The organism is Enterobacter cloacae complex sp. BZL2005 (genome assembly GCF_049238885.1).
In the GTDB taxonomy this organism is placed as follows: domain Bacteria; phylum Pseudomonadota; class Gammaproteobacteria; order Enterobacterales; family Enterobacteriaceae; genus Enterobacter; species Enterobacter roggenkampii.
In genome coordinates, this window is record NZ_JBMKGI010000008.1 from 1 (window position 1) to 23,014 (window position 23,014).

At 53.0% G+C, this 23,014-nt stretch carries 19 protein-coding genes, 6 tRNA genes and 2 pseudogenes; 15 read left to right on the forward strand and 12 right to left on the reverse strand.

Annotation, left to right across the window (positions count from 1 at the left end; translation table 11 throughout):
- Positions 1 to 115 precede the first annotated feature (115 nt).
- From ACOTXI_RS14720 to tssB, 3 genes and pseudogenes are all read right to left on the reverse strand, one after another.
- Positions 116 to 358 (reverse strand): annotated as a pseudogene (locus ACOTXI_RS14720) (type VI secretion system baseplate subunit TssG); the annotation flags it as partial.
- Positions 357 to 518, reverse strand: a pseudogene (locus ACOTXI_RS14725) (type VI secretion system contractile sheath large subunit); the annotation flags it as partial. The pseudogenes ACOTXI_RS14720 and ACOTXI_RS14725, both read right to left, overlap by 2 nt.
- A 32-nt stretch (positions 519 to 550) precedes the next feature.
- The gene (tssB, locus tag ACOTXI_RS14730; RefSeq protein WP_008501580.1) at positions 551 to 1,048 is read right to left on the reverse strand and encodes a type VI secretion system contractile sheath small subunit; all 498 of its coding nucleotides are present in this window, start codon (positions 1,046 to 1,048) and stop codon (positions 551 to 553) included.
- 790 nt (positions 1,049 to 1,838) lie between these two features.
- Between tssB and lpxP the strand changes: the two genes are divergently transcribed.
- Positions 1,839 to 2,759, forward strand: coding sequence for a kdo(2)-lipid IV(A) palmitoleoyltransferase (gene lpxP, locus ACOTXI_RS14735; protein ID WP_025912768.1), 921 nt, complete (start codon positions 1,839 to 1,841; stop codon positions 2,757 to 2,759).
- 357 nt (positions 2,760 to 3,116) lie between these two features.
- On the forward strand, positions 3,117 to 3,188 hold the full coding sequence (gene ypdK, locus ACOTXI_RS14740; protein ID WP_099458937.1) for a membrane protein YpdK: 72 nt from the start codon (positions 3,117 to 3,119) through the stop codon (positions 3,186 to 3,188).
- Positions 3,189 to 3,240: 52 nt separating this feature from the next.
- Here ypdK and alaC read toward each other — a convergent pair whose 3' ends face one another.
- Positions 3,241 to 4,479 (reverse strand): alanine transaminase, encoded by a 1,239-nt coding sequence (gene alaC / locus ACOTXI_RS14745; protein WP_008501582.1) that lies wholly within the window; start codon positions 4,477 to 4,479, stop codon positions 3,241 to 3,243.
- Positions 4,480 to 4,865: 386 nt separating this feature from the next.
- Here alaC and ACOTXI_RS14750 point away from each other — a divergent pair, with 386 nt between their 5' ends.
- Positions 4,866 to 6,572, forward strand: coding sequence for a sensor histidine kinase (locus ACOTXI_RS14750; protein ID WP_008501583.1), 1,707 nt, complete (start codon positions 4,866 to 4,868; stop codon positions 6,570 to 6,572).
- A 3-nt stretch (positions 6,573 to 6,575) separates the two neighbouring features.
- A complete protein-coding gene (locus ACOTXI_RS14755) occupies positions 6,576 to 7,307 on the forward strand; it encodes a LytR/AlgR family response regulator transcription factor (protein ID WP_021241782.1) in 732 nt (243 codons plus the stop codon).
- Positions 7,308 to 7,342: 35 nt separating this feature from the next.
- Here ACOTXI_RS14755 and glk read toward each other — a convergent pair whose 3' ends face one another.
- Positions 7,343 to 8,308: a glucokinase gene (gene glk / locus ACOTXI_RS14760; protein WP_058653506.1), complete on the reverse strand. Its 966-nt coding sequence runs from the start codon at positions 8,306 to 8,308 to the stop codon at positions 7,343 to 7,345.
- A 205-nt stretch (positions 8,309 to 8,513) separates the two neighbouring features.
- Here glk and ACOTXI_RS14765 point away from each other — a divergent pair, with 205 nt between their 5' ends.
- Positions 8,514 to 9,749: an ion channel protein gene (locus tag ACOTXI_RS14765; RefSeq protein WP_058653504.1), complete on the forward strand. Its 1,236-nt coding sequence runs from the start codon at positions 8,514 to 8,516 to the stop codon at positions 9,747 to 9,749.
- On the opposite strand, the gene ipdC is transcribed toward ACOTXI_RS14765, so the two are convergent.
- Positions 9,750 to 11,408 (reverse strand): indolepyruvate decarboxylase, encoded by a 1,659-nt coding sequence (gene ipdC, locus ACOTXI_RS14770; protein ID WP_045334228.1) that lies wholly within the window; start codon positions 11,406 to 11,408, stop codon positions 9,750 to 9,752.
- A 185-nt stretch (positions 11,409 to 11,593) separates the two neighbouring features.
- Between ipdC and mgrA the strand changes: the two genes are divergently transcribed.
- Positions 11,594 to 12,592: an L-glyceraldehyde 3-phosphate reductase gene (mgrA, locus tag ACOTXI_RS14775; RefSeq protein ID WP_045334227.1), complete on the forward strand. Its 999-nt coding sequence runs from the start codon at positions 11,594 to 11,596 to the stop codon at positions 12,590 to 12,592.
- A 127-nt stretch (positions 12,593 to 12,719) separates the two neighbouring features.
- On the forward strand, positions 12,720 to 13,061 hold the full coding sequence (locus tag ACOTXI_RS14780; protein WP_008501589.1) for a DUF2502 domain-containing protein: 342 nt from the start codon (positions 12,720 to 12,722) through the stop codon (positions 13,059 to 13,061).
- A 32-nt stretch (positions 13,062 to 13,093) separates the two neighbouring features.
- Here the strand turns inward: ACOTXI_RS14780 and ACOTXI_RS14785 are convergent, their stop codons facing one another.
- The gene (locus ACOTXI_RS14785) at positions 13,094 to 14,332 is read right to left on the reverse strand and encodes an Nramp family divalent metal transporter (RefSeq protein ID WP_008501590.1); all 1,239 of its coding nucleotides are present in this window, start codon (positions 14,330 to 14,332) and stop codon (positions 13,094 to 13,096) included.
- A 348-nt stretch (positions 14,333 to 14,680) separates the two neighbouring features.
- Here ACOTXI_RS14785 and ACOTXI_RS14790 point away from each other — a divergent pair, with 348 nt between their 5' ends.
- A complete protein-coding gene (locus tag ACOTXI_RS14790) occupies positions 14,681 to 15,868 on the forward strand; it encodes a NupC/NupG family nucleoside CNT transporter (RefSeq protein WP_008501591.1) in 1,188 nt (395 codons plus the stop codon).
- A gap of 44 nt (positions 15,869 to 15,912) precedes the next feature.
- On the opposite strand, the gene ACOTXI_RS14795 is transcribed toward ACOTXI_RS14790, so the two are convergent.
- From ACOTXI_RS14795 to ACOTXI_RS14805, 3 genes are all read right to left on the reverse strand, one after another.
- Entirely contained in the window at positions 15,913 to 18,102 is a 2,190-nt protein-coding gene (locus tag ACOTXI_RS14795) for a sensor domain-containing phosphodiesterase (protein WP_058653503.1), read from the reverse strand.
- Positions 18,103 to 18,317: 215 nt separating this feature from the next.
- Positions 18,318 to 18,393, reverse strand: a tRNA-Ala gene (locus tag ACOTXI_RS14800).
- A 41-nt stretch (positions 18,394 to 18,434) separates the two neighbouring features.
- A tRNA-Ala gene (locus ACOTXI_RS14805) sits at positions 18,435 to 18,510 on the reverse strand.
- Positions 18,511 to 18,727: 217 nt separating this feature from the next.
- On the opposite strand from ACOTXI_RS14805, the gene ACOTXI_RS14810 reads away from it, so the two are divergent.
- Positions 18,728 to 19,090 (forward strand): YfeC-like transcriptional regulator, encoded by a 363-nt coding sequence (locus tag ACOTXI_RS14810; RefSeq protein WP_008501593.1) that lies wholly within the window; start codon positions 18,728 to 18,730, stop codon positions 19,088 to 19,090.
- Between the two features lies 1 nt (position 19,091).
- Entirely contained in the window at positions 19,092 to 19,484 is a 393-nt protein-coding gene (locus ACOTXI_RS14815; RefSeq protein ID WP_058653502.1) for a YfeC-like transcriptional regulator, read from the forward strand.
- A gap of 45 nt (positions 19,485 to 19,529) precedes the next feature.
- On the opposite strand, the gene gltX is transcribed toward ACOTXI_RS14815, so the two are convergent.
- Positions 19,530 to 20,945, reverse strand: coding sequence for a glutamate--tRNA ligase (gene gltX, locus ACOTXI_RS14820; RefSeq protein WP_045334222.1), 1,416 nt, complete (start codon positions 20,943 to 20,945; stop codon positions 19,530 to 19,532).
- A 258-nt stretch (positions 20,946 to 21,203) separates the two neighbouring features.
- Here gltX and ACOTXI_RS14825 point away from each other — a divergent pair.
- From ACOTXI_RS14825 to ACOTXI_RS14845, 5 genes are all read left to right on the forward strand, one after another.
- Positions 21,204 to 21,279 (forward strand) — tRNA-Val (locus tag ACOTXI_RS14825).
- 41 nt (positions 21,280 to 21,320) lie between these two features.
- Positions 21,321 to 21,396, forward strand: a tRNA-Val gene (locus ACOTXI_RS14830).
- Between the two features lie 29 nt (positions 21,397 to 21,425).
- A tRNA-Val gene (locus ACOTXI_RS14835) sits at positions 21,426 to 21,501 on the forward strand.
- Between the two features lie 4 nt (positions 21,502 to 21,505).
- A tRNA-Lys gene (locus ACOTXI_RS14840) sits at positions 21,506 to 21,581 on the forward strand.
- A gap of 127 nt (positions 21,582 to 21,708) precedes the next feature.
- Entirely contained in the window at positions 21,709 to 22,047 is a 339-nt protein-coding gene (locus ACOTXI_RS14845) for a FlxA-like family protein (protein WP_058653500.1), read from the forward strand.
- Here ACOTXI_RS14845 and ACOTXI_RS14850 read toward each other — a convergent pair.
- Positions 22,038 to 22,979, reverse strand: a complete 942-nt coding sequence (locus tag ACOTXI_RS14850; RefSeq protein WP_421633944.1) for a LysR family transcriptional regulator — start codon at positions 22,977 to 22,979, stop codon at positions 22,038 to 22,040. The genes ACOTXI_RS14845 and ACOTXI_RS14850 overlap by 10 nt on opposite strands.
- Between the last annotated feature and the right edge of the window lie 35 nt (positions 22,980 to 23,014).

Sequence of the window (23,014 nt, forward strand, 5' to 3'; positions counted from 1 at the left end):
CTGATGATCTGTTCGTCGGAAAAACGCTTCTTCATGGGGATGTCCTCATGTGGCTTATGAAGACATTACTAACATCGGGGTGTACTAATCAACGGGGAGCAGGTCAGAGCGGCTTATCGATATGGACCTTCACCGGATCCGGTTCGGTGATAATTGCCCGGGTATTCGGTGCCAGCAGGCTCACCAGGGCCCGGATGCCTTCTGCATTGCGGGTGGGTAATCGCATGGTGCCCAGCAGGGCCAGAAAGCGGGAAACCGGCGTCGCCACCTGCTCAGCCGTTCCCGGTATACCGAGTCCCACCAGCCCCAGCAGACACTGAGATGTGGCATCGCGGCCACCTGCCTCGAAGGTGGCCGGACATCGCCTGTGCATCTTGCCAGATGTCCAGCGCACTCAGCTCGGAGACAGGATTCAGATTGATTTTCTCAAACAGTGAGGCGTATACACCACCCACAGCAGGACGTTCCAGCACCACGCTTTCCCCGCCAGCAATATGATTTTGTACAGACATGAGCATTCCTTGATTAATCCGTTAAAACAGCATGATGGTTAAGGTTGTTTTGAAGCCAGTGCGGACAGTTCATTTCGCAACTCAGCACTAAGCGACTGGTCAACAACGATTTTTTCCAGCTCTTTTCGGAAAGTCTGGTTATCCAACAGGTTAGCTTTGAGATCGCGAAGCAAGTTGCGCATCGCCAGCATCGCCTTCAGCTGCGGAATTTGGGCAGCCACCTGCTCTGGCGTGAAATCTTTCATGCTCTGGAAAGTCAGCTGAATGTTGTCTTCACCACCATCGTCAGACAGTGTATTTTTTACGGCCAGGTTAACTTTTGGGGAATATTCGGAAAGAACGCTATCAAAATTATTTTTGGTGATGTTAATCTTTTCACGCTCAGATATTGTCGCAGATTCCTGCCCGTTGCTGAAATCACCCGTAACAAGCAATTTCAAGGGTAATTCCATTTTCTTGCTTGCTCCGCCAGTATGCAGGTCAAGCTTCAGGTTAATACGTGCCTTAGGCACCTCGTTCTGAAAACTGTCAGCCATCTAATCATCCCTCTTTGTTTTGCTATGCCAACTTCACGGTATCGTTCTTGACGCGCAATAATAGAATAATGATCGGAACAAAATCAAATACACAGATCATTTATCCGATACAAGAATTTTCTTAAGAATTTTCCACTAAGACATTATCGCAAATTGCTCAATCAACTCAGAAAAAGAAACTACTCTTTTCTCACAAATCGAATATTTGTATCGCCGAAGGCGATTGCAGCCAGAGAGATATTAATAAAAACATCTTATTTTGATTTGCATCACGGAACTATGTCAAAAAACAAGAAAGGACTGCAATATTTTATTGCAGCACGATTAAAAGAAGAGAAAAGTGGGTGATAAAAGACGACTATTCCATTGAGGATATGAATAATAAATAAGATTTTTCACAAAGAAAATTCTTATTTATTAGGTAAGGAAGAAATAAACGAGAAATAATTAATTTGCCGTAACTCAACAATGCCATTCTTTTTCGTTACGTCTTCCATCCGATCGCCAGGGTTTCTGCTCTCCGCTCAGTCAGGAAAAACGCTTTCAATGCGACTTTCTATAAAATCTGTAAAATCAAGCACCTCCTTAACTGCCGCTTTTTTAATCAAAAACGAGTAATAGCACATATCGTATAACGGTGCTACATTACGCCGCCCGCCCAAATCAGCAGTGGCCAGGCAACGCCGTAAAGTTCGGTAAAGCCTGCAACCATCACCTTGAAGAACGGTCTTATCGGCACGTCGTATCGCAAACTCTGCGCTACCTTTACAGGCTTCACATAGGTTTTACTATTTTGTCTCAATCCAAATTTCAACGCGCGTTTTTACACCCGCGTTACTGGTTTACATGGTTTGGTCTTGGCGTTCTCTGGCTGCTGGTTCAACTTCCGTACCCTGTCCTGCGTTTGCTGGGGTCGAAACTGGGCAGCGCTTCCCGCTTCTTCCTGAAACGCCGCGAATCCATCGCGCGTAAAAATATTGAGCTTTGCTTTCCGCATTACAATGCCGAAGAGCGCGAGAAACTCATCGCTGAAAACTTCAAGTCTATCGGCATGGCACTGCTTGAAACCGGCATGGCCTGGTTCTGGCCGGATGAGCGCGTCCGCAAGTGGTTTGACGTGGAAGGGCTGGATAACCTTAAACGCGCGCAGATGCAAAAACGCGGCGTGATGGTCGTCGGCGTTCACTTTATGTCGCTGGAACTGGGTGGCCGCGTGATGGGCCTGTGCCAGCCAATGATGGCGACCTATCGACCACACAACAGTCCGCTGATGGAGTGGGTACAAACGCGTGGCCGCATGCGTTCGAATAAGGCGATGATCAGCCGTAATAACCTGCGCGGTATGGTCGGGGCTCTGAAGAAAGGTGAAGCCGTCTGGTTTGCCCCCGATCAGGATTATGGACGTAAAGGCAGCAGCTTTGCGCCTTTCTTTGCGGTTAAAGATGTTGCGACGACCAACGGCACCTTTGTCATTTCTCGTTTGTCGGGCGCTTCCATGCTGACCGTGACGATGGTGAGAAAAGCAGATAAATCAGGTTATCGTCTGCACATCTCTCCTGAGATGGCTAACTATCCTGAAAACGAGTGCGAAGCCGCGGCGTTTATCAATAAAGTCATCGAAACTGAAATCATGCGTGCGCCAGAGCAGTATCTGTGGATGCATCGTCGTTTCAAAACCCGCCCTATTGGCGAAGCCTCGCTCTATATTTAAGCTCTTCAGAAAGGTTAGTTTCGCTAAGAAACTAACCTTTTCAATCACCTGTCATCCGTTAAGAAACCGTTTTTCATTGCGTCGCCCAAAGTGAATTTATTGCGATGCGAAATCAAACTGTCGCCGTTCCACGACACTCGTAAGTGACGGAAATTATTTAAAAAAATCCCTCTTGTCACCCCTCATTTTTAGGCGTACATTAGCGCCGTCTGGCAACAGGAAAGCACAGAATTCTGAGCTGGAGTCAGCGGCGAAACGGGAAAATTCTCATTTCCGCTTTGACCGGATTTCAGTTCTCTATAATCAGGTGGACTCTGTTTTTAAATGCGTACCACAAGATACGCGGAGCGATGAAACGTGAAATATTTCTTTATGGGCATTTCGGTGATTGTTTTAGTCTGGGCCGGAACCTTTGCCCTGATGATCTAGTGAAGAACATGCAGTCAAAAAAACAGGAGCCATTGGCTCCTGTTTTTTTATGTCATGATGACGCGGGATTTTCAGCCACGCTCTTCGAGGAGAGAAGCCCGTCGGCCCGGAACATACTCTTGATGCCCCTCACCGCCTGACGAATGCGGTCGCTGTTTTCAATCAGGGCAAACCGCACATGGGTGTCGCCATAATCACCAAAGCCAATGCCCGGTGATACGCACACCTTCGCATCCTGCAGCAGCTTTTTGGCAAACTCCAGCGATCCCATCGCCGCGTACGGTTCCGGAATTTTCGCCCAGACGTACATGGACGCCTTCGGCATTTCCACCATCCAGCCCGCTTCATGCAAGCCTTTTACCAGCACGTCGCGACGGCGCTTATACTGAGCGGCAATCTCGTGGACGCACTGCTGGTCGCCCTCAAGAGCAGCGATAGCCGCAACCTGCAGCGGCGTGAAGGTGCCGTAGTCGTGGTAACTCTTAATACGCGCCAGTGCGCTCACCAGCGTTTTGTTACCCACCATAAAGCCAATACGCCAGCCCGCCATGTTGTAGCTTTTCGACAGGGTGAAGAACTCTACCGCCACGTCACGCGCGCCCGGGACCTGCATAATAGATGGCGCTTTCCAGCCATCATACACGATGTCGGCATAGGCTAAATCGTGAACCACCAGCACGTCATAACGCTTCGCCAGCGCGACCACTTTCTCGAAGAAATCGAGCTCCACGCACTGGGCCGTTGGGTTCGATGGGAAACCGAGGATCATCATCTTCGGTTTCGGATAGCTTTCGCGAATCGCACGTTCCAGTTCGTTAAAGAAATCGACCCCTTCCACCAGCGGAACCGAACGGACCTGCGCCCCGGCAATCACCGCACCGTAGATGTGGATTGGGTAGCTGGGATTCGGTACCAGCACCGTATCGCCATGATCCAGCGTAGCCAGCATCAGGTGTGCCAGCCCCTCTTTCGAGCCGATGGTGACAATCGCTTCACTTTCCGGATCGATATCAACCTGATAGCGATCCTGATACCAGCGCGAGATCGCGCGACGTAATCTGGGAATACCGCGGGAGGTCGAGTAGCCGTGCGTATCCGGACGCTGGGCAACCGTGCAGAGTTTTTCAACGATATGCGGTGGCGTTGGGCCGTCAGGGTTACCCATGCTGAAATCAATAATATCTTCGCCGCGCCGACGCGCAGCCATCTTCAGTTCAGCGGTGATATTGAAAACATAAGGGGGGAGACGATCGATACGCGTAAAACGGCGTTCAGGACTGAATTCAGCCATAGATTCCTCAGATTAACGTTAGCGCCCGGACCGTCCGAGCGACGCTGCCACCGATGTGGCGTGCTTAGAAAATAACCTGAAAAAAATCACCCTGTCGAGAGGGAAGTGAAAAAAAAGCGATCGCCTGAAAACCGGAACCCGGCTGTGCCGAAAAGCGGAAGTCCCTGTTTCAGGGTTGGCTTTCTGATAGCTGTTATTTAACAGGATGATATCAAAACAGTTACCTGACGATACGCAGGCTATAAAAAATCAGGATGTGTCCGTTACCCACAGACAATCCCCTTTAGAAATTATGGTTTTTCCTCATTTGATAAACCTGACGGATAGCTGGTCAACACGCGTCAGGTTTTTTATCATGGTTCTTTCCCGTTTTCCCAGGTCTACTCGTGCACGAAATATTCACTATGCTGCTGGCGGTTTTTGACCGTGCGGCATTAATGCTGATTTGCCTGTTTTTCCTCATTCGCATTCGCCTGTTTCGCGAGCTATTGCACAAATCCGCACACTCGCCAAAAGAGCTGCTGGCCGTTACCGCCATCTTTTCGCTGTTCGCCCTGTTCAGCACCTGGTCTGGAGTGCCGGTAGAGGGTTCGCTGGTTAACGTGCGCATTATCGCCGTGATGTCTGGCGGAATTTTGTTTGGCCCGTGGGTGGGTGTCATCACCGGCGTGATTGCCGGAACCCATCGCTACCTGATTGACATCGGCGGCGTCACGGCGGTGCCATGCTTTATTACCAGCATTATCGCCGGGGTGCTCTCCGGCTGGATCAGCCGCAAAATCACGAAAAAACAGCGCTGGCGCGCCGGGATCGTGGCGGGCATGGTGTGCGAAACGCTGACCATGATCCTGGTCGTCGTCTGGGCCCCGACCACCGAACTTGGGCTGGATATCGTCTCGAAAATCGGTATTCCGATGATCCTGGGCAGCGTGTGCATCGGCTTTATCGTGCTGCTGGTGCAAAGCGTTGAAGGGGAAAAAGAGGCCAGCGCCGCCCGTCAGGCCAAGCTGGCGCTGGATATCGCCAACAAAACGCTACCGCTCTTCCGCCACGTTAACGCGGAGTCGTTGCGTCAGGTCTGCGAAATCATTCGCCATGACATCCACGCTGACGCTGTCGCCATCACCAATATTGACCACGTGCTGGCCTACGTTGGCGTCGGGGAGCACAACTATCGCGATAATGATGACACCATCAGCCCAACCACCCGACAGGCGATTAACTACGGTAAAATCATTATTAAAAACAATGATGAAGCCCACCGAACGCCGGAAATCCACTCCATGCTGGTGATTCCGCTGTGGGAGAAAGGCGTCGTGACGGGCACGCTGAAAATTTATTACTGCCACGCGCATCAGATCACCTCCACGCTGCAGGAGATGGCCATCGGCCTGTCGCAGATTATCTCCACCCAGCTGGAAGTATCCCGGGCGGAACAACTGCGTGAGATGGCAAATAAGGCAGAGCTGCGCGCGCTGCAGAGCAAAATCAATCCCCATTTCCTGTTTAACGCGCTGAACGCGATCTCCTCGTCCATTCGTCTTAATCCGGACACCGCGCGCCAGCTGATTTTTAACCTGTCGCGCTATCTACGCTACAACATCGAGCTGAAAGATGACGAGCAGATCGACATCAAAAAAGAGCTGTATCAGATTAAAGACTACATCGCGATTGAGCAGGCGCGCTTTGGTGACAAGCTCACGGTCATTTACGATATTGATGAAGAGGTCAACTGCGTGATCCCAAGCCTGCTTATCCAGCCGCTGGTCGAAAACGCGATTGTTCACGGCATTCAGCCGTGTAAAGGCAAAGGCGTCGTCACCATCAGCGTCACCGAAAGCGGCAACCGCGTACGTATTGCCGTGCGCGATACCGGCCACGGAATTGATCCAAAAGTCATTGAGCGGGTGGAGTCTAACGAGATGCCTGGAAATAAAATCGGCCTGCTGAACGTGCACCACCGGGTCAAGCTGCTTTACGGCGACGGGCTGCATATTCAGCGTCTTGAACCGGGCACCGAAATTGCGTTTTACGTCCCGAACGAGCGCTCTCCCGTTCATTCGGCAACATCACTGTTGCCCCAGGTGGAGTAACCCATGAAAGTCATCATCGTAGAAGATGAAATTCTGGCTCAACAGGAGCTAACCTGGCTTATCAACACCCACAGCCAGATGGAAATTGTGGGTACCTTTGATGACGGTCTGGACGTGCTGAAGTTTCTGCAGCATAACCGGGTCGATGCCATCTTCCTGGACATCAATATTCCGTCGCTGGATGGCGTATTGCTGGCGCAAAACATCAATCAGTTTGCCCATAAGCCGTTTATTGTTTTCGTTACCGCCTGGAAAGAGCACGCCGTAGAGGCCTTCGAGCTGGAGGCATTTGACTATATCCTTAAGCCTTACCAGGAGTCGCGGATTGTCAGCATGCTGCAAAAGCTGGAGGCCGCGTGGCAGCAGCAGACCGCCCCTGCAAACGCCAGCCCAACGGTACGGGAAAACGACACCATTAATTTGGTCAAAGATGAGCGCATCATCGTGACGCCGGTCAATGATATCTACTATGCCGAAGCCCATGAAAAGATGACGTTTGTCTATACGCGACGGGAATCTTACGTGATGGCGATGAACATCACCGAGTTTTGCAGCAAGCTGCCTGCGTCGCACTTTTTCCGCTGCCACCGCTCGTTCTGCGTCAATTTAAACAAGATCCGCGAGATCGAACCGTGGTTTAACAACACCTACATTTTGCGTCTGAAGGATCTGGATTTTCAGGTGCCGGTGAGCCGCAGCAAGGTAAAAGAGTTCCGCCAGCTCATGCACCTGTAACAAAAAAGCCCTCTCCTGCGGGAGAGGGCTATGCGTCAGAGGATTTGACCGAGAACCTGACGCAGGTGGGCACCCGACCCCAGCAGGCCTGGGTTATCATGCACGATCAGATAAACCGGAATGTCCTGCACGTAGCTTCTGAAGCGCCCTTTATCCTCAAACCCGCCGCGGAAGCCGGAGGCTTTAAAGAACTCCAGGAAGCGCGGCACAATGCCGCCCGCGATATAAACGCCCCCGAAGGTACCCAGCGTCAGCGCCAGGTTGCCGCCGAAGCGCCCCATGATCACGCAGAACAGCGACAGGGCACGACGGCAGTCAATGCAGCTGTCCGCCAGCGCGCGTTCGGTGACGTCTTTCGGCTGCAGATTTTCCGGCAGACGACCGTCCGATTTCACAATCGCCCCGTACAGGTTCACCAGCCCCGGTCCTGAAAGGACGCGCTCGGCGGAGACGTGGCCGATCTCCGCGCGTAACTCTTCGAGGATAATGCCCTCTTCTTCGCTGTTTGGCGCAAAGTCCACGTGACCACCTTCACCCGGCAGGCTCACCCAGCGCTGAGCGACATGCACCAGATGTGAAACGCCCAGCCCGGTACCGGCCCCGTAAACCGCAATCGGCTTACCTTCGACCGGTTCAGCGCCGCCAAACTGGATCAGATGCTCAGGCTTCAGCATCGGGATCGCCATGGACACCGCGGTAAAGTCATTGATGATTTCAAGATGCGCAAAGCCGAGGTTTTTTTTCATCTCGGCGATGGAGAATGCCCAGGTATGGTTGGTCATGGCGACCCAGTCGCCGGTTATCGGACAGGCAATGGCGATGCAGCCATCTTCGACGCTTATCTGATGCTCCTCCAGATAGACGCGGACAACGGCCTCAAGGCTTGGATAATCGAGACCGGAATAGGTTTTCGCCCGGGAAATTTCACCGCTATTTACATCGCATAATGCAAGGCGCGCATTCGTGCCGCCCACATCGCCTACCAAAGCATACTTTGTCATTCTTCTACTGCTCCGCTAAAGTCAGAATAAATCTTTGGGACACTGTAAATTCAAGGCGTGATAACAACAACGACCGGAAGGTGAATGCCCATGGATTATCGATCTTCGTCACAGAATAACTTTACCGTTTCAGCACCTTTTGCACTATTGCCATAAGGCTTAATGTGCAAAGTAACGTAATACCGTTTTGTACAAGGAAATCATCATGCTTCACCCGCGAGCCAGAACCATGCTGTTGCTGGCAATTCCGGCGCTCATCATAGGCGTGGTTTCAAGTCTGGTCCTTATTGTCGTGATGAAAGTCGCGTCGGTGCTGCAAACACTATTATGGAACGCGCTTCCTGCAGGGCTGGGCGTCACCGCTGACTCTCCTGCGTGGATCGTTGGGATGCTGACGTTAACCGGTATTGCGGTGGGCCTGGTGATCCGTTTTAGTCCCGGCCATGCCGGCCCCGATCCGGCACTGGAACCGTTGATCGGTGCCCCGGTAGCCCCCTCGGCGTTGCCAGGGCTCATCATTGCGCTGATTATCGGTCTGGCCGGCGGCGTTAGTCTGGGACCTGAGCATCCGATTATGGCCGTGAACATTGGCCTGGCGGTTTTTCTTGGTTCACGCATTTTGCCCCGCGTTGGCGCGCTGGACTGGACCATTCTCGCCTCCGCAGGCACCATCGGGGCGCTCTTCGGCACGCCCGTTGCGGCGGCACTGATCTTTTCTCAGACGCTCAGCAGTAACAACGATGTCCCACTCTGGGACAAGCTCTTTGCCCCACTGATGACCGCAGCCGCCGGAGCGTTGACCACCAGCCTGTTTTTCCATCCCCATTTTTCACTCTCTCTCCCCCACTACGGCCAGATGCAAATCGCCGATATTTTCAGCGGTGCCATCGTCGCCGCCATCGCCATTGCGCTGGGCATGGTGGCAGTATGGTGTCTTCCACGCCTTCACCGGCTGATGCACAGACTCAAACACCCGGTGCTGATTCTGGGGGCTGGCGGTTTGATTCTGGGTATTTTAGGTACGATCGGCGGGCCGGTGACGCTGTTTAAAGGACTGGACGAGATGCAGCAGCTGGCCTTCAGCCAGGTGTTTAGCGTCTCCGACTATCTGCTGTTTGCCGTGATCAAGCTGGCAGCGCTGGTGGTGGCGGCCGCCTGCGGTTTCCGCGGTGGACGCATCTTCCCGGCGGTCTTTGTCGGCGTCGCGCTGGGGCTGATGCTGCACGAGCATGTCGATGCCGTTCCGGCTGCGATTACCGTTTCCTGCTCGATTCTGGGGCTGGTGCTGGTGGTCACGCGCGATGCCTGGCTGAGCCTCTTCATGGCCGCCGTGGTGGTACCGGATACCACCCTCATCCCGTTACTTTGCATCGTGATGTTGCCCGCCTGGCTCCTGCTGGCGGGCAAACCGATGATGATGGCCTGGCGAAACGACAAATAATCAGGCGCTGTTGCGCGCTTCCAGCGCTTTGGTGATCGCCCCCAGCAGCGGAGGGATATCGGCTTTCGGCAGCATCACCTCAATCAGCGAGAGCCGCTCGTGGTGTGCCACCTTTTCAAGGACGTCCGCCAGCTGCTCCGCTTCACTGACCCGCCAGCACTGGGCCTGAGGATCAAGGCTCAGGGCCTGCGGGATTTGCGTCCAGTTCCATAGCGCAATGTCGTTGTAACGCTGCTCAGGCCCGTGGATCGCTCTTTCCACCGTGTACCCTTCGTTGTTCAGGACCAGAATGATGGGGTGTTGTTTATCCCGCAGCATCGAGCCAAGTTCCTGGATAGTAAGTTGCGCCGCGCCATCCCCCGTCAGGACAATCACGCGCCGGTTCGGGCAGGCCGTTTGCGCGCCAAATGCTGCCGCCAGCGTATAGCCAATCGATCCCCACAGCGGCTGGACGATAAAATTTACGTCAGCCGGCAGACGAAGGTCGATCGCGCCGAAGGCCGAGGTGCCCTGATCCGCAAGAATGATGTCTCCCGGACGAATAAATGTCTGCAACGTTTGCCAGAAATTCGCCTGCGTCAGCGAGCCATCCGGCTGCGGGTAGGCCATCGCGCTTTGAGAAGACTGCGCGGGTGTCTCGTGCACGTGCTGTTTGCACAGTTCCACCAGCGTTTCGATTGCCTGAAGCATAGGGATGCCGGTAAACCAGAGATCACCAACGCGTGAGGCATGAGGCTGAACTTCTATCGTTTGTGCCGGGGTGAGCTGATGCGTGAAGCCGGCGGTCAGGGTATCGGTAAATCGCGTGCCGATGCACAGTACGGTATCCGCCCCTTCAATCGCCTCTTTTACCGCACCGGCGCTCGCTGAACCGCTGTAGGTGCCATAAAATCCGGCGTGACGTTCGTCAAAGATCCCTTTGCCCATCAGCATGGTGGCGTGTGCCATCGGCACGTCTTTGACCCATTTTTGTAGCGCATGCTTCAGGCCGTGGCGCAGGACAAGGAAATCGGCCAGCAGCGCAGTACGCTTGCTCCTGGCAAGCTTGTTTTCTGCGGCGTCCCGGAACGCTTTCAGGCAGGCACTATCGGCATGTGGATGCCTGAGCGTGAGAGCGTTTACAGGGGGAGTGGCGGCCTTTTTCGCCACGTCGGCAGGCAACATCAGATAGCCGGGGCGACGCTCCCGTAGCATTGTCGTTAACACCCGGTCGATTTCATAACAGGCGTTTTGTTCGGTCAGGATCGCCTGTGCAGCAGTGATCGGCTCGCTCATATGATAAAAATGACGAAACTCACCGTCGCCAAGCGTGTGGTGCAGCAGCTCCCCTCTTTGCTGTGATGCCGTACCCGGTGCCCCCACAATATGCAAGACCGGAACGTGCTCGGCGAAGCTGCCCGCAATGCCGTTCATGGCGCTTAACTCTCCTACGCCAAATGTCGTCAGCAGCGCGGCAAAGCCCTTACATCGGGCGTATCCGTCAGCGGCATAAGAAGCGTTTAACTCGTTGGCACAGCCCACCCAGCAGATATCCGGGCTGTCTATCACATGGTCGAGAAACTGCAGGTTATAGTCGCCCGGCACGCCAAACAGATGATCGGCTCCACAATCATTAAGACGGTCCAGCAGGTAATCGGCGACGCAGTATGGGGTACGCATGAACAGGTATCCTTCTAATGTTGACCTCACCTTGAGTATTAAATAAGCGTGATGGCTGTCCAGAATTGGTGATAAGAAGGGCATGGAAAGAATGCTTTACAAAAAAGGCTGCGCTATGCTGCTTTTTTTCACGAAAATGTAAACGCATACACTGATTTTTCACTTCAGCGCCAGAGGTCACGAAAATGGGTTATCAGCCGGACAAAAATCGTTACTGGACAATGGAGTATCGCCGCTGCGGGCGAAGCGGACTCAGGTTGCCTGCCATCTCGCTTGGGCTGTGGCATAACTTTGGTGACACCACCCTTATCGAAAACAGCCGTCAACTTTTACAGCGTGCGTTCGATCTGGGCATTACGCATTTCGACCTTGCCAACAACTATGGCCCGCCCCCCGGATCGGCCGAACGTAATTTCGGACGTATTTTGCAGGAGGATTTCCTGCCCTGGCGCGACGAGCTAATCATCTCCACCAAAGCGGGTTATACCATGTGGGAGGGGCCTTACGGCGACTGGGGGTCACGTAAATATCTGCTGGCAAGCCTCGATCAAAGCCTGAAGCGCACGGGGCTGGAGTATGTGGATATCTTCTATCATCACCGGCCAGATCCTCAAACGCCGCTGCAGGAAACCATGAAAGCGCTTGACCATGTGGTGCGTCAGGGGAAGGCTTTGTATGTCGGATTATCCAACTACCCGGCTGTTCTGGCTCGCCAGGCGATTGATATCCTTAATGACCTCGGGACGCCCTGCCTGATCCACCAGCCGAAATATTCCCTCTTTGAACGTGCGCCGGAAGCGGGGCTGCTGGACGTGTTGCAGGAAAAAGGAGTCGGCTGTATTCCCTTCTCGCCGCTGGCCGGCGGGCAACTGACCAATCGCTATCTGAACGGCATCCCCGCAGACTCACGCGCGGCAAGCGGCAGTCAGTTCCTTAAACCCGATCAGCTCACCGAAGAGAAGCTGGAGAAAGTCAGGAAGCTGAATGCCCTGGCAGAAAGTCGCGGCCAGAAGCTGTCCCAGATGGCGCTGGCCTGGGTATTACGCCATGAGGACGTGACGTCGGTGCTGATTGGGGCAAGTAAAGCGGCTCAGATTGATGACGCCGTGGGGATGCTGGCAAACCGCCATTTCTCTGCAGAAGAGTTGGCCCGTATAGACGCGATCCTGAGCAGCTCAATATAACATCACTTTTAGCAAAAAGTGCTCTCACCCAGGAATTCGGAGTTGAGGCGATGATACGACGCTTTACCAACTCGTAAAATTGCGTTAACAGGCCCAACAAAGGCCCCGATCGTGAAGGAGAAAGAGTATGTTCAGGTCACTGATTCTTGCAGCGGTATTACTGGCTTCGGCGCCGCTGATCGCCACTGCGGGCGAAATCACCCTGTTGCCATCAGTAAAATTACAAATTGGCGATCGTGACGACTACGGCAGATACTGGGACGGCGGCTACTGGCGCGACCGTGATTACTGGCATCGTCACTATGAGTGGCGCGGCGATCGCTGGTGGAAACATGATAACGGCAGACACCGCGGCTGGTATAAAGACAGCGCCTATGAGCGCGGTTACCGTGAAGGCTGGAACGATCGTGACGACCGTCGCGGCGGCTGGGGTCGCGGCAAAGGTCATGGTCACGGCCATCATCACTAATCAAAAAGGAGCCTCCACGGCTCCTTTTTTTGTTAAAGACCCAGCGCGGTTCCCACTAACAACCACAGGTTCAGCGCAACGACCACCACCACGATGGCCCACCCGGTTCGTTTCACCAGCGTTGAGTTGACCAGCTCGCCCATCAGAGTTTTGTTGCTGGTAAAGATCAGCAGCGGCACCAGCGCCAGCGCAATACCAAAACTCAGCAGCACCTGGCTCATGACCAGAATTCGCGTTGGGTCGAGTCCCATCAGAATCACCACAAATGACGGCAGCATGGTGACGGAACGACGAACCCACAGCGGAATATGGAACCGGACAAACCCCTGCATCACCACCTGGCCTGCCAGCGTACCCACCACCGTAGAAGAGAGACCAGCAGCCACCAGGCTAAGGCCAAATATCGTGGCGGCAGCATGGCTCAGCAACGGCTCCAGCGTGAGATACGCCTGGTCGAGATCGGCAATACCGGTATGACCGTTAAAGTGGAAAGCTGCGGCTGCAGTAGCCATCATCGCCAGATTGACAAACCCCGCGATGGTCATGGCGATCGCCACGTCCCACTTGGTGGCGGAGTAACGCTCTTTACGCGTCCCACCGTGGAGATGCTGAGTCAGCGAGGAGTGCAGATAGATCACGTGCGGCATGATGGTCGCCCCCAGCACCCCGGCGGCCAGGAACACCGCTTCGGAGGTCGGCAGGCTTGGGATCGCCATCCCTTTACCGAGCTGCGCCAGATTCGGCTGTGAGAAGATTAGCTCAACGATATAGGCCGCCGCGACAAACAGCAGCAGACCGCCAATGACCTTCTCCAGCGGCTTTTGACCCCGACGCTGCAGCATCAGGATCAGGAACGTGGCAATCCCGGTGAGGACCGCCCCCTGCAACAGCGACACACCCAGAATCAGCTTAAAGCCGATCGCTGCGCCAATAAATTCAGCAAGGTCAGTGGCCATGGCGATGATTTCAGCCTGAACCCAGTAGAGCCAGACCGCGGGACGCGGATAATGGTCGCGAATTTGCTCCGCCAGGTTTTTGCCCGTCGCAATCCCCAGCTTTGCGGAGAGCATCTGAATCAGCATTGCCATCAGGTTTGCCCAGACGACCACCCAGAGCAGCTTATAACCGAAGCTGGCCCCGGCCTGAATATTGGTCGCAAAGTTACCTGGATCGATATAACCAATGGCAGCGATGAACGCAGGTCCCATTAATGCGAACCGCAACTTGCGCGCTGCTCTGCCACTGCTACCCTCTACGCGACTGTTTGTCATTTCTGCCTCTGAAATATAGCCTTTGCTATGTTTAATGCTATCAAAATGAGAATGATTATCAAGATCATTTATGAAGTTTGCAGTGATTTCTCTGATAGCTTTGAACGATAGACGGGCGGGTAAGTGGGGCGATCTAACTGAAACTGAAATCGCGCATGCTTTTGTGAAGACTAGCACACAAACTTAACTTTTCACTCATTTACCTAACATAACAAAAATGTATTGTGGATCACTATTTTTGAGACTCGTCACAGGATGTAACTATAGTGTGCCCTCGATCTCGTTTTCTTTTCGCTTGTTACATAGAATGTGCACGAAAATTAAACCTGCCTCATATTTGGAGCAAATATGGACCGCGTCCTTCATTTTGTCCTGGCACTTGTTGTCGTTACTGCACTCGCATTGCTGGTCAGCACAGACCGCAAAAAAATTCGTATTCGTTATGTTGTCCAACTGCTGGTCATTGAAGTTTTACTTGCGTGGTTCTTCCTGAACTCCAACGTAGGCCTCGGCTTCGTGAAAGGCTTCTCCGAAATGTTCGAAAAACTGCTCGGGTTCGCCAATGAAGGGACCAACTTTGTCTTCGGTAAAATGAACGACGAAGGTCTGGCGTTCTTCTTCCTGAAGGTTCTCTGCCCTATCGTCTTCATCTCCGCGCTGATCGGTATTCTGCAGCACATCCGCGTTCTGCCGTTCGTGATTCGTGGAATTGGTTTCCTGTTATCCAAAGTGAACGGCATGGGTAAGCTGGAATCCTTCAACGCCGTCAGTTCCCTGATCCTCGGTCAGTCTGAGAACTTCATCGCGTATAAAGATATTCTCGGCAAGATGTCCCGCAACCGTATGTACACCATGGCGGCAACCGCAATGTCTACCGTTTCCATGTCTATCGTGGGCGCGTATATGACCATGCTGGAACCAAAATACGTGGTGGCTGCGCTGGTACTGAACATGTTCAGCACCTTTATCGTTCTGTCGCTGATCAACCCGTACCGCGTTGACGCCAGCGAAGAGAACATCCAGATGTCTAACCTGCACGAAGGCCAGAGCTTCTTCGAAATGCTGGGTGAATACATCCTGGCCGGTTTCAAAGTCGCGATTATCGTTGCCGCCATGCTGATCGGCTTCATTGCGCTGATTTCTGCACTGAATGCCCTGTTCGCCGCGGTGCTGGGTATCTCCTTCCAGGGCATTCTGGGCTACATCTTCTACCCTGTTGCATGGGTGATGGGTGTTCCGGCTCACGAAGCGCTGCAGGTGGGCAGTATCATGGCAACCAAACTGGTTTCTAACGAATTCGTTGCGATGATGGATCTGCAGAAAATTGCCAGCACGCTTTCTCCACGCGCGGAAGGTATTCTCTCCGTGTTCCTGGTCTCCTTCGCGAACTTCTCGTCTATCGGTATCATCGCCGGTGCGATTAAGGGTCTGAACGAAGAGCAGGGTAACGTGGTTTCTCGCTTTGGCCTGAAGCTGGTTTACGGCTCTACGCTGGTGAGCGTCCTGTCCGCATCCATCGCGGCACTGGTTCTGTAACGTTTACCGTTAAACAAAAACCGGGAGCCTGGCTCCCGGTTTTTTTATGCCCGCAATTCTTCCAGCGGTTTGGGTTTGCCTATCAGGTATCCCTGCAGGTAATCCACACCAAAGCGAAGCAGCATCTCCCGCTGGGCTGGCGTTTCGACGTATTCCGCGACGACGCACAGCGATTTCGCCTTCGCCAGATTACACATCGACTGGACGATCATTGCATCCATGTCGTCTGTACAAATGTCTTTCACAAAGCAGCCGTCAATTTTAATGATGTCCGCCTGCAGGCGTCTGAGGCGCTCGTAGTTGGCGTAGCCAGTACCAAAATCATCTATGGCGATTCGGAAACCGTAATCCCGCAGCTGCTGAATATTGTTGATACTTGTGCCTGAATTTGAAAAAGCCTGCTCCTCGGTGATCTCAATCACGACGGCCTGAGATGCCACGCCGTACCGTTCAAACAGCGCGCAAATCTCGGTCGCCACCTCTTTTTGCATCAGCGTGAGCGGCATCAGATTGACGGAGAAACGGGCACCAACCTGTGTTGCAGAATTATCGCGCAGCCACAGCAGTAATTTCTCCATAATGCACATATCAAACCGATGGCTGAGGTTGAACTGGGCAATCAGCGGAATAAAGCGGTCAGGGGTGAAGATCTCGCCCTCGCTCTCCATACGCGCCAGGATTTCGTAATACCCGCTCCCGTCCGCCTTCTGGATCGGTTGCGCGTATAAATGGAACTGCCCTGCCTCAAGGGCATGCTTAATCCGCGCCAGCATCAGGACACGCTCTGTCGTTTGTCCTGATGCCGCCTCAAGGCTATTCGTGAGCGCGAGAACGTTTTGCTCTCCGCAGGCCTGCTCTGCCAGCCAGCTCAGCTGTCCCAGCGTGTGATGAAGCTTTTCGCCGTTTTCGACCATTCCCCAGGATGCGCCAAATTCAATATCCAGCCCGGTGTTGTTCCAGAAAATCTTACGGCTGTTCAGCCGATCGACCATATGCTGGAGCCGCTCGGCGGTTCCCGGCCCCAGTAATACCAGCACCAGTTCGCTTCCCGGAAGCTGGAAGAGCGTCTCATCTTTCTGCAAAAGTGGCTGTAGCGACGTGGCGATCGTACGTTTGCAGTGGACCCGCATGATAATACCGTAGTGGCGGCTCAAAAACTCCAGGTTATCCATGCGCAGAATGCACACTTTGGCATCCGGGTGAATCTCAAGATAATCTTCCAGCGCACGAATATTGGGCAAACCGGTAAGGGGATCGGTAAGCGCCCTGCCCTGCCAGCCCCGCTTCAGCCACTCGCTGCGCTGGTAAATGCGCGACATGTAAAGCAAGCAGATAGCGAAAGAGATCAGCACGGAGAGGATAAAGGAGAGTGAATGGCCCGATTCGACCCCGTTAAGGAAATTGTAGTTGTAGGTCAACAGCAGCAGCGCTGAGGTGGCCCACAGCAGAGAAATCAACGCATAGGTCAGGCGGCTTATTGCCAGGGTAAAAAGAATAAAAATCAGCGGCATCAAATAGCCCGCAATGACCGGTGATTCAAAAGGACCACATAAAATGATGAGAATGGCGCCTAAAAGCATCAGCCAGACAAAAATATATAATGGATTCTTGTGATAAAACACGGGCTTCACGCTTCGCCGCCAGAAGGTGACGGCATAACGAGGATTAATTATCATTCTTAATGGGTAATAGAACATCATGGTAAAAATCAGCCCCGCGCATATCAGGCTTTGAATATCCACAACATTATAAATTACCGTTCCTTCGCCGAAATAGGTTGAGATAGTCACCGGAAAATCAAACAAATAGCCTGCCATATACATCGACAGCTTAATACCAAATGGCACAATAAAACCGAGCCAGAATATACGTAACCCGATGTGCTTGTTAGGGATGGAGTGGCGCCAGCGCTTGCCCAGCATGAGGCGTAGCAGACCGCAGGCCGCGAACAACGCAAAGGTCTGACAGAACAGCAAAACTGAATATTGTAGCGGCGCTAAATTAATATAGAATAAATTAGTGACAGTAAAACCTAACAAAATGGGAAGAATAGCCCTGCGCCCAAATAGCAGAATTACCGCCAGCATCACGCTGAGCGGCAGCCATGCTAAATAAACGTCATGACCATTAACAATTGCGCGTGGAGAGAGATAACGGGAGACAGGTACCGCAATCAGACAAAGTGTCAGGGCAATTATAAATATCTTTACATTATTGTACGTTTTTCTATTCATTAAGCTGATGAGTATATTATCCGTCTGAATCATTGACCGGATGGATAATAGGTTTATTAATTGCACGAATCAAGTTCAAGTCTATTTATAGACACGTTTATTGATTTCGATTGAGGTGAGGTATGGGAATACCTTCTTTTTGATAACAAAAACCAGTGGCGGGCGTTACAAACAGATAAAAAAAACCCTCGTCATTTGACGAGGGTTTACAATTTTGGTGGAGCTAAGCGGGATCGAACCGCTGACCTCTTGCATGCCATGCAAGCGCTCTCCCAGCTGAGCTATAGCCCCACATGTGACTTTACTGACCGCACTCTGTTGGGTTCAGAGTTTGGTGGAGCTAAGCGGGATCGAACCGCTGACCTCTTGCATGCCATGCAAGCGCTCTCCCAGCTGAGCTATAGCCCCATCGTAAAGCTGTCATGTTGACGGGCGGCATAATATGAATTCCGCTGCGGAGTGTCAACGGCAAAATCAATGACCGCCGTTCGATCGCCGAAAAATCATGCAAATGAATCACTTTGCGAGCGTGCTCGTAATCAGGAGTTAAGCCTGTCACGTTTTCATGTAAAACGGTGCTATAAAATGAGCCGTTAATTAACCCCACTGATATTCAGGAAATTGCATGATCAAGGAACGAATGACGCCAGAAGAGTTAGCCCTGCTCACTGGCTATAGCCGACAGACCATCAATAAATGGGTACGCAAAGAGGGTTGGATTACGTCACCAAAACCTGGCGTTCAGGGCGGGAAAGCGCGACTGGTACATGTGAACGAAAAAGTCCGCGACTTTATCCGCAGCGCACGTCGGGCAAGCGAAACGTCCGATATGGCAGAAGGTACCAGCCATAACAGTTCGCTTCACACCCTACTCCTGACGCTGGCTGATGAAATGACGCCGGAAGAGCAGAAACAGATGACATCGCTGTTACTGCGGGAAGGGATCACCGGATTGTTGCAACGTTTAGGGATTCGCGATCGGGACTGATATGAAAAAATTACGGAGCAAAATGACCACGGAAGAGCTGGCGGAGAGTTTGGGCGTTGCCAGGCAAACGGTTAATCGCTGGATTCGCCAGCAGGGCTGGAAAACAGAAGGACTCAACGGCGTGAAAGGCGGTCGCGCGAGGCTCATTCATATCGATGCGCGCGTGAAGGAACATATCATAAGTCTCCCGGCGATTCGCAACCGTCAGGCGATTTACCATCTCGCGGAGGCCACTTCCGCCTACAATGCCCCCTCTGCAAACCTGTTTCCGGGCATAATTGAGACGCTGGAGAGTATGACTGCAGCAGAGCAGAAGCGTCTGGACACCTTCCTGAAGCGCGAAGGCATTCACGGCTTTCTTAAGCGTCTGGGTATTGCAGAAGAAGAAGCATAAAAAAACGGCAGGTTCCCCCTGCCGTTTGTTTTATCTGAGACGTTATTACTGCTGATTTTCTCGTTCAGCGATAAAGTCCAGAGCCTTGTTAATGCGCGCTACGCTGCGTGATTTGCCGATAGCATGAACCGTTACGTCCAGCGCCGGAGACTGACCCGCACCGGTCACTGCAACGCGCAGTGGCATACCGACTTTACCCATGCCGACTTCCAGCTCGTCCGCCGTCGCCTGAATGGCGTGATGCACATTCTCTGCGGTCCACTCGGTAATGGCAGCCAGCTTGTCACGCACCACTTCCAGCGGCTGACGCGCAACCGGGCGAAGGTGTTTCTTCGCGGCGTCCGCATCAAACGCATCAAACTCTTCATAGAAGTAGCGGCAGCTTTCAGCAATCTCTTTCAGCGTTTTGCAGCGCTCGCCGAGCAGTTTCACCAGATCCGCCAGCTCAGGGCCTGTGCGGGTATCAATATTTGCCTGCTCAATGTGCCACTGCAGATACGTCGCCACATATTCTGGCGGCATGGTATTGATGTAGTGATGGTTCAGCCACAGGAGCTTGTCGGTGTTAAACGCGCTGGCGGATTTGCTGACAGAGCTCAGAGAGAACAGTTCGATCATCTCTTCGCGGCTGAAGATCTCCTGGTCACCGTGAGCCCAGCCCAGACGCACCAGATAGTTCAGCAGCGCTTCTGGCAGATAGCCGTCGTCGCGATACTGCATCACGCTCACCGCACCGTGACGTTTAGACAGCTTTTTCCCGTCGTCGCCGTTGATCATGGAGACGTGGGCATAGACAGGCACAGGGGCGTTCAGCGCCTTCAGGATGTTGATCTGACGTGGCGTGTTGTTGATATGGTCTTCACCGCGCACAACGTGGGTAATTTCCATATCCCAGTCGTCCACCACCACGCAGAAGTTGTAGGTTGGAGAACCATCGGTACGACGGATGATCAGATCGTCGAGCTCCTGGTTGCTGAATTCGATCGGGCCACGGATCTGATCGTCAAAGATCACAGACCCCTCTTGCGGGTTAGCAAAACGCACAACACAAGGCTCATCTGCAGCATGCTCGCTGTGGTCGTGGCGGCAGCGGCCGTCATAACGCGGCTTTTCACCGTTCGCCATCTGCTCTTCACGCAGCGCATCCAGACGCTCTTTGGAGCAGTAGCACTTATACGCCGTGCCCGCGACCAGCATCTCATCAATGACGGAGTTATAGCGGTCAAAGCGTTTGGTCTGGAAGTAGGGACCTTCATCCCATTCCAGGTTCAGCCAGTTCATCCCATCCATAATGGCTTCAATTGCTTCTGGCGTGGAGCGCTCAAGATCGGTGTCTTCAATACGCAGCACGAACTCACCTTTGTTGTGGCGTGCGAAAAGCCAGGAATAGAGAGCGGTACGTGCACCACCGACATGCAGATAGCCTGTCGGGCTCGGCGCGAAGCGAGTTTTGATTTTCATGAAATGGCCTTACGTTATAAAGATGCCGGCAATCGGCAAATCCTGGGGAAAAAACAATGGGCAATATTCTATCACTGTGCGGCGATTCCTCAATGTTGTTCCCTGAATCGGGCCCGAGTTTGCGATTTTTGTTTAGAAATCATGCGCCACTGCCCGTTTCGCGATCGTTTTGCTTAATTTTACGACGAACGAATAAAAACTTTAGAAAATGCGTTGACTCATTTTCAACTCTCCCTATAATGCGACTCCACACAGCGGGGGTGATTAGCTCAGTTGGTAGAGCATCTCCTTTACACGGAGGGGGTCGGCGGTTCGAGCCCGTCATCACCCACCATCTACTTCGGTAGACTCGCAGTGTAGATAAGGATTGAGATTGGGCGATTAGCTCAGTTGGTAGAGCATCTCCTTTACACGGAGGGGGTCGGCGGTTCGAGCCCGTCATCGCCCACCATTCTCATCTTATCGCAGCAGTTCCGAAATGGGCGATTAGCTCAGTTGGTAGAGCATCTCCTTTACACGGAGGGGGTCGGCGGTTCGAGCCCGTCATCGCCCACCATTTCGGGTCGTTAGCTCAGTTGGTAGAGCAGTTGACTTTTAATCAATTGGTCGCAGGTTCGAATCCTGCACGACCCACCAATGTAAAAAAAGCGCCCTAAAGGCGCTTTTTTGCTATCTGCGATATAAAAAATGTGAACCTGCCGCATTTTCCTCAAGCTAATCCCGTCGGTGCCGATACCTCTGTTTTATAACGCGAGGAAAAAGTATGACGACCATTCAGGCATCAACCCAACCTATTCAAACCAGCGGCGGGAGCGGTACTTCCAGCAGTAACGATATCGCCACGCAAATCAGCCGCATTCTCGATAAGATCAAAAAGCTAACTCAGCAGCTAAAAGAGCTGGCGAACAGTCCCGGCAGCACGGATGAAAAGAAAAAGCAGCAGGAACTGATTCAGACCCAGATCAAAGTGCTTCAGGCGCAGCTCGCCGCACTGCAGCGCCAGCAGGCCGAAGAGGCCCAGAAAAAGCAGGATCAAAAACTGGGCAAAGTGGAAGGTGTGAATAGCCCATCAGACAATAACCAGATTGATATCTACATCTGATCTTCTGAAGCGTTAAACAGTGGATCGCGTATGCGGGCCTCGGTCAATCGCTGTGCCTGGATACGCACCACTTCCCAGATAGCCTGCGCCGCCCCCGAGAGTGAACGATTTTTTCGCCGCACCAGCATTAGCTTTCGTTCGACAACGGGCGTCAACCGCTTCACGGCCAGTCGACTTCCCTGAGGCAGGGGAAGCGCCAGGGCGGGCAACACGCTAATGCCGATCCCGGCTTCCACCATGGGAAACAGCGTTGCCGGGTGGCCAATCTCCTGCACGATCGCTGCCTTTACCCCCTGATTCATCAGCGCGGAATCAATCAGCGGGCGGCTGCCCGAGGCATAATCTTGTAAAACCAGGTTTGCGCCCTGCAGTGACTGCCACCTGACGTCAGGCAACGCTGCCAGCGGATCGTCGTCACGGCAGAGCAGCAAAAAGGGCTCCGAAAGTACGATTTCGCACTCCAGATCGCTCACCTGGCCGGGATCGATAACAATACCAAAATCGACATCCCCCTGGCGGATGCTCTCCAGTACCCACTGCTGTGGCCGGTCATGCAGCACAAAGTCAATGTCCGGGTAGCGATGGTTCCCCTCGGCAATACACTGCGGGATAAGGTGTGCAGATATCGTCTGGCTGGCCGCGACCCGCACGGTACCCGAAAGCTGCTGCCCCAGCCTCCCCACGTCTCTGAGCGTGCTGTTCAGCTCATCCAGCAGCCGTTCAAGGCGCAGAGCAAGCTGCTGCCCGGCTTCGGTCAACACCACTTCGCGCGTGGTGCGGTCAAGCAACCGGACGCCGGTCTGATTTTCCAGTTCTTTCACGCTGTGGCTGACCGCCGACTGGCTCAGGCCAATCATCTCCCCTGCTCGGCTAAAGCTGCGGGCATTGGCGACGGTAACGAAAATGCGGAGCTGGCGTAAGGAATAATTCATCTGTTTAATTCATGAATGGATGCAATAAATCAATT

Excerpts from the sequence above, each read along its gene's own strand:
- tssB (WP_008501580.1), bottom strand. The coding sequence starts at position 1,048 with ATGGCTGACAGTTTTCAGAACGAGGTGCCTAAGGCACGTATTAACCTG.
- alaC (WP_008501582.1), bottom strand. The coding sequence starts at position 4,479 with ATGGCTGAATTCAGTCCTGAACGCCGTTTTACGCGTATCGATCGTCTC.
- ACOTXI_RS14755 (WP_021241782.1), top strand. The coding sequence starts at position 6,576 with ATGAAAGTCATCATCGTAGAAGATGAAATTCTGGCTCAACAGGAGCTA.
- glk (WP_058653506.1), bottom strand. The coding sequence starts at position 8,308 with ATGACAAAGTATGCTTTGGTAGGCGATGTGGGCGGCACGAATGCGCGC.
- ACOTXI_RS14765 (WP_058653504.1), top strand. The coding sequence starts at position 8,514 with ATGCTTCACCCGCGAGCCAGAACCATGCTGTTGCTGGCAATTCCGGCG.
- ipdC (WP_045334228.1), bottom strand. The coding sequence starts at position 11,408 with ATGCGTACCCCATACTGCGTCGCCGATTACCTGCTGGACCGTCTTAAT.
- mgrA (WP_045334227.1), top strand. The coding sequence starts at position 11,594 with ATGGGTTATCAGCCGGACAAAAATCGTTACTGGACAATGGAGTATCGC.
- ACOTXI_RS14780 (WP_008501589.1), top strand. The coding sequence starts at position 12,720 with ATGTTCAGGTCACTGATTCTTGCAGCGGTATTACTGGCTTCGGCGCCG.
- ACOTXI_RS14785 (WP_008501590.1), bottom strand. The coding sequence starts at position 14,332 with ATGACAAACAGTCGCGTAGAGGGTAGCAGTGGCAGAGCAGCGCGCAAG.
- ACOTXI_RS14790 (WP_008501591.1), top strand. The coding sequence starts at position 14,681 with ATGGACCGCGTCCTTCATTTTGTCCTGGCACTTGTTGTCGTTACTGCA.
- ACOTXI_RS14795 (WP_058653503.1), bottom strand. The coding sequence starts at position 18,102 with ATGAATAGAAAAACGTACAATAATGTAAAGATATTTATAATTGCCCTG.
- ACOTXI_RS14810 (WP_008501593.1), top strand. The coding sequence starts at position 18,728 with ATGATCAAGGAACGAATGACGCCAGAAGAGTTAGCCCTGCTCACTGGC.
- ACOTXI_RS14815 (WP_058653502.1), top strand. The coding sequence starts at position 19,092 with ATGAAAAAATTACGGAGCAAAATGACCACGGAAGAGCTGGCGGAGAGT.
- gltX (WP_045334222.1), bottom strand. The coding sequence starts at position 20,945 with ATGAAAATCAAAACTCGCTTCGCGCCGAGCCCGACAGGCTATCTGCAT.
- ACOTXI_RS14845 (WP_058653500.1), top strand. The coding sequence starts at position 21,709 with ATGACGACCATTCAGGCATCAACCCAACCTATTCAAACCAGCGGCGGG.
- ACOTXI_RS14850 (WP_421633944.1), bottom strand. The coding sequence starts at position 22,979 with ATGAATTATTCCTTACGCCAGCTCCGCATTTTCGTTACCGTCGCCAAT.